The organism is Synechococcus sp. RC10A2 (assembly GCF_047502605.1).
The window spans coordinates 1-5,133 of sequence record NZ_JANSHP010000084.1 but is presented as its reverse complement, the minus strand read 5'-3'; the positions used below and the strand labels follow the sequence as shown (position 1 = coordinate 5,133).

Below are 5,133 nucleotides of genomic sequence, written 5' to 3'. Positions count from 1 at the left end.
TCACTGGGAAGCCCGCACTCTATGCGTCAGCATGAGTGCGGGAGTACGTCACGAATGTTGGGGGTTTTGGGGAGAGGCAGGCGTGCTTTCCGGCTCGGGTTTGGGGGTGGCTGGGTCTGAGGGAGACGGTTCAGAGGTTGGGCTGCCCGACGAGACAGCCACCATGGCGTGGCGAATCACCAAGTCCCCCAGCTTGTAGCCCGGTTGATATTCGACGGCCACCACATCTTCGGGGTACTCGCTGCTGGGCTGGCGGGCTATGGCCTCGTGCAGGTTAGGATCGAAGGGCTGGCCTACCGATTTCATGCGGGATACGCCCATCTTTTTCAAGCATTCCACCAGCAAGCGATAGACGCTTTGGTAGCTGTTGTGCACCTCCCGCTCGCGGTCGGTCTCCAGCTTTAACTGCTGCTGCGCCCGCTCAAAGCTATCCACCACAGGCAGGATCTCCAGCACAAATTTCTGCCGTTCTTTTTGGCTGAACTCCTCTTTTTCCCGCTGGGTACGCCGTCGGTAGTTCTCAAAATCGGCATAGAGGCGGATGTAGGACTCTTCCTTCTCTTTCAGTTGCTGGCGCGTTATTTCCAACTCCTGCTGGAGCTGCTTTAAGGTTTCGCTGAGATCCTGAGAAGCCTCAGCGCTGGCTTCGCCAGAGGAGGTGCTGGCTTCCGCTTCACGGTCTTCCAAAATCAGCTTCTCCAGCTCTGCTTCTACGTCGATTTCCTCTTCCTGGAGTTCAGGATAGGCATCTTCTGTGGGCATCGGTTGCTTTTCTTCAGCAGTCATGGGTTATGTCGACAAGCGTGATTAAGGAGCAGTAACGTCGGGTGCCGACAGTTTGGCAGTCTCAAAACCAGCGTCGCAATCAGCCAAACTGGGCTCTGTGCTGATCGTATTCTACCGACTCCTCTGCCAGCCAGTTGAGATCCCTAGTTGTTCTAGCCTACCAGCAGGCTGTCCTGGAGCTGGCCCAAGCTCTGGGAAAAGTAGATCTCGGCCAAGTTGGGAATGAGGTGCCAGTTGTGGCGGTAGATGGGCTGGATGGGGGAATGGGTGTGAATGTGGCGGGCGAGAAAGTCGCGGATGCTGTCGGCGGAGATCCAGAGGGTTTGGGCTTCTTGGAACATACTGTAGCCCCCCCCACCGCCGGCGCGGTAGTGGTTGATGGCCAGGCGAAAGGTCTGATCCGGCTGCACCGGCTGGCCGCGAAATTGTAGGGTCACCAAGCGCTCGCCTACAGGGCGGGTGAGATCGAAGCAGTAGTCGATGCCGTGGTAGAGGTCGAAGGTGTAGCCGCGGGCTTCGGGGGCGACGACAGAGGCGGGATCTGCCGGGAGATGCTCGGGATCCAACTGGCGAAAATAGCCAGCGGTCTGCTCGAGGGCGCGTCGCAAGATGTCGCCGGTGATCTCCAAGACGCAGAGGGTGTTGTCGTAAACGGTGAGGCTGTAGGCGTCTTGCAGAAAGATGGGGCCCGCTGCCAGGCCGGCACTGCTGCAGATGTTGACCAGGGAGAGCTCCGCCGAAAGGCCGGCCTCCCGTACCGCCTGCAGTTGGGCCTGATGGAGCAGCTCTGCTAGGGGGTTGGCCCCAAAACGGGCTGCCAGCCCGCCGCGATAGGCACAACGGGCCTGCCCAATGGGCTGGCGGATGTAGCGCAAGGTGGCCTGGTGGTAGGGCTCTGTCAGGGCCAGGAGTTCGGGATCGGCAGGGATCCCTTCCGCAGCCAGCAACTGGGCAGTTTTCCCGACAACTTGCCAGCGTCCGCCGTGGCGCTCCAGCTCCAAAGACACGTGGGAAAGGTGGCTGCCCCAGTAGCCGGGCTGCACCACCAGGGCCTTGGCCCCCCCCAGGCCGGCAATGGTCTGATGGGTGTGGCCGGAGAGGATGACGTCGATGCCCTCGAGCTCGGCCAGGGCCAGCAGCTCGTTTTCCCCCACCAAGCTTTTGTTGCTGGCCCAGCCGCGGCGATCCGGGCTGCGCCAGCCCTCAGGGCTGCGCAGGGGAGGCAGTTGGCTGGAACCGCTGTGCAGGATCAGCACCAACACGTCCACCTGGGGCCGTAGCAGCGACAGGTAGTGCTGGGCAGTTTCCAGCAGGGGGGCAAAGCGCAGCCCCGCAATGTAGTCGGGCCGCTCCCAGGTGTCGATGCGGGGGGTGGTCAGCCCCAGCAGGCCGACGCGGATCCCGGCCTCTTCTCGGATGAGGTAAGGGCGAAACAGCGGATCCCCGTTGTGGCGGAGAATATTGGCGCACAGGGTGGGACAGCGGAGATCGGCGGTGAAATCCTGCAGCACCTGCAGCCCAAAGTTAAAGTCGTGGTTGCCGGGGGTAAAGGCGTCGTAGCCGAGGGCGTTGAGGGCGTGGGCCATGGGATGGGGGGAGACCCGCTCCACCTGGGCATAGTAGGTGCCCAAGGGGGATCCCTGGATCGTGTCGCCGCTGTCGATGAGCAACACTGGATCCTCGCTGGCTGCTCGCACACGCTTGATCAGGGTGGCCAGCTTGGCCAAGCCATGTTCTGCAGGGATCCCGGCAAAGTAGTTCCAGGGATGCAGGTTGGCGTGGAGATCGGAAGTGTGGAGAATTGTTAACCGCATTCCAATATCATAACTGAAGCAAAAGCCGCAATCCAAGCTCCCGTTTTCTGGGGAAGGGGGCCGTCACCTCAGCAAAAACAGCACCTGCACGCAGCCCACCAAAAAACCCAACAGCCCCCCCAAGTTGACGATGGCCTGCAGTTCCTGGCGCACAATTTGCTGAATGGCCTGCTCCAGCTCAGCAGGGGAGGTGGCGTTGACTTTGTCGGCAATCACCTGATCTAAGTTCAACACGGGGATCACCTGCATCATCAGCGATTCCAGATCCCGCTCTAGGTAGCGCTCCAGGATCAAAGCCAGGTCGGCGCTGATCTGATCGATGGAGGCGATCAGCGCCTTGGAGTTGCGCAGGCGACCCAACACCAGGCTGGCCACTTTTTCCCAATCGATGCTCTCCCCCAGCCCCTTGATAACCTCTGGCCCTTGGCTGCGCAGGTAATCTTGGATCCCATCGCGCAGGGCACGGCGCAACTGACGTACGGCGGAAACCGGCAGGTTTTGCAGGGAGAGGTTCTGCAGGATCTCGGTCAGGCGGCGGGGGGCGTTGATGTCTTTGAGCAGATCTTCCAAGATGGCCTCTGCCCCTTCCGGCTCCTCCAGGCAATAGGTGCGCAGGCGCAGCAGGGCGTTTTTGAGGCCAAACAAGTTGGCCACCAGCCAGTAGGAGCCGGTGGCCCGCTCGCGAAATTCTTCATCCAAAGCTTCGATGTTGCGATCGGTGAGAAAATCCACCAGGTTCTGCCGCAACACCTTGGGGGGCAGCGCCTGCTTCAGGATCCACTCCGAAAGCTGCCGGGCTTGCTCGGCGTTGAGGCGCAGCTCTAGCAGCACCTGGTCGAACAGTTGGTTAATCGGCCCCTCCAAAAAAGTCTCCTGGCGGGCGAGCACCTTCACCAGGCGGGGCAACGACTCGTTGAACAGATCGGCCAAGATGCGCGCCAGCACCTGAGCGGTTTGCTGCTGTTGCTCGGGGTTTTGCAGCCGATCCAGCGCCACCCCCAGCAGCCAGCGGATCCCTGCCTGCATGCGCTCAGTTCGCAGCAGCTTGCGGGCCAGATTGTGCAGCTCCTCTGGCGTGAGCAGGGATCCCATGATGGTCTTGGCAATCTGCTTGGCCAGGCGGGGCTGGTTCTGCGGGATCAGGCCGGGCGTGAAGGGGATGCGCCAGCCGAAAATCCGATAGGCCCGGTAGGGCCGGAAGAGCATCTTGATGGCGATGTCGTTGGTGAAATAGCCGATCACCAGCCCGGCCAGGGGGGGCACGACGTAGATCCAAAGGGCCATGGAGCAAACTTGGGGGGATCTTCTCTACTCTACCGACCCGCTCCTGCTCGCTTCTTGTCAAGGCTATTGGATGATCAGGCTCTCGCTCAGTTCCAGTTCCACCAGGGTGTTGGGCTGCAGCGTCACCACCCGGTCGATGTTGGTACTACCTGCAGCAGCACCCGCCAGGCCGCCGGCCAGGATGGGCAAAAAGCCCCATCCCCCTGTGAGCACCCCCAAGGCCAACCCGCCCGCCGCCCCATAGCCCGCCCCACGGGCGACGGTGGTGCCCACATCGGCGTTGCGATCCAACCCAACCGGGAGCAGTGCAGACTGGCCTCTAATGAGATAGGTAGAAGGGCCGATGGTGAGGCGGTTGGCCACAAAGCGGTTGCCGAGGATCTGTTTCCGCAGGTCGGCATTGTCTTCGCCACGACTGAGGGGATCCCTGGGCCTGTAAACCGGCTCAAAGGTGCCCCACACCACACTCCCTGGCGGGATCACCACCTGGCCAAAGCGATCCAGCACTGGCTCGGAGACTTCCAGGTTGGCGCTGATGGCCTGGTAGGGCTGGAAGGTGATGGGTCGGTAGACCGTAAGAGGAATACGGGTGCCGGCAGGCAGCTCGCCCCGCGCGGCCCCAGCCAGGTTCCCCCCTGGGCTGAGGTCGGGCCGCCGTTGATAGGAGTAGGCTTCGCCTGGCGGAGCTGGTCCACCTGGGGCCGCTTGAACGGGCACCACCGGAATTGGGGCCGGGCTCGGATCCCCCGGTGGGGGGAGGGGATCCCCCGTAAGGGGCATTTGCGGCACCTGAGGCACAGGCGGCAGGGCTTGCGGAGCCGTGGAGCCGGGCGGGTTGCTGAGCAGAGGCAGGGTAGGGACGGGATTTGGCTGAGGGGCTTGGGGCGTGAACTCGAACTGCTGGGCAGTGATGGGAGCGACCGCCGCAGCCCACAACACCCCACTCACCAGCCACCCAAAGCCAACCCTTTGCCACGACGGCAAAAACGGCTGCAACGCTGAGCTCATGGATCCCGTCCAGTCACAACTGGCAGTAGCTTAGCATCCTGACCAGCTCGTGCCCACTAGATGTAGTATCTAGGGGCAACCCATTGGCCTTTAAAACACCACTAAAGCCTGTTCATGGGATCCCTCTTGCCTAAGAAGGGCTGGGAGAGGGAGAAGGCAAAGGCTCCACTACAGGCTCTGGGGTGGGGGTAGGCGTTGCTGTTGCGGTCGGAGTCGCTTCCGGTGTGGGCGTGGGTGTGGG

At 61.9% G+C, this 5,133-nt stretch carries 4 protein-coding genes; all 4 read right to left on the bottom strand.

Going from position 1 to position 5,133, the window contains the following annotated elements:
• Window positions 1–48: 48 nt before the first annotated feature.
• Window positions 49–786, bottom strand: coding sequence for a nucleotide exchange factor GrpE (grpE, locus tag NW848_RS11640; RefSeq protein ID WP_228375447.1), 738 nt, complete (start codon window positions 784–786; stop codon window positions 49–51).
• A 152-nt stretch (window positions 787–938) separates the two neighbouring features.
• Window positions 939–2,600: a bifunctional metallophosphatase/5'-nucleotidase gene (locus tag NW848_RS11635; RefSeq protein WP_414402863.1), complete on the bottom strand. Its 1,662-nt coding sequence runs from the start codon at window positions 2,598–2,600 to the stop codon at window positions 939–941.
• 63 nt (window positions 2,601–2,663) lie between these two features.
• Entirely contained in the window at window positions 2,664–3,884 is a 1,221-nt protein-coding gene (locus NW848_RS11630; RefSeq protein ID WP_011429856.1) for a DUF445 domain-containing protein, read from the bottom strand.
• Between the two features lie 63 nt (window positions 3,885–3,947).
• Complete coding sequence (locus NW848_RS11625; RefSeq protein WP_168173639.1) at window positions 3,948–4,892, bottom strand: hypothetical protein; 945 nt, start codon at window positions 4,890–4,892, stop codon at window positions 3,948–3,950.
• Between the last annotated feature and the right edge of the window lie 241 nt (window positions 4,893–5,133).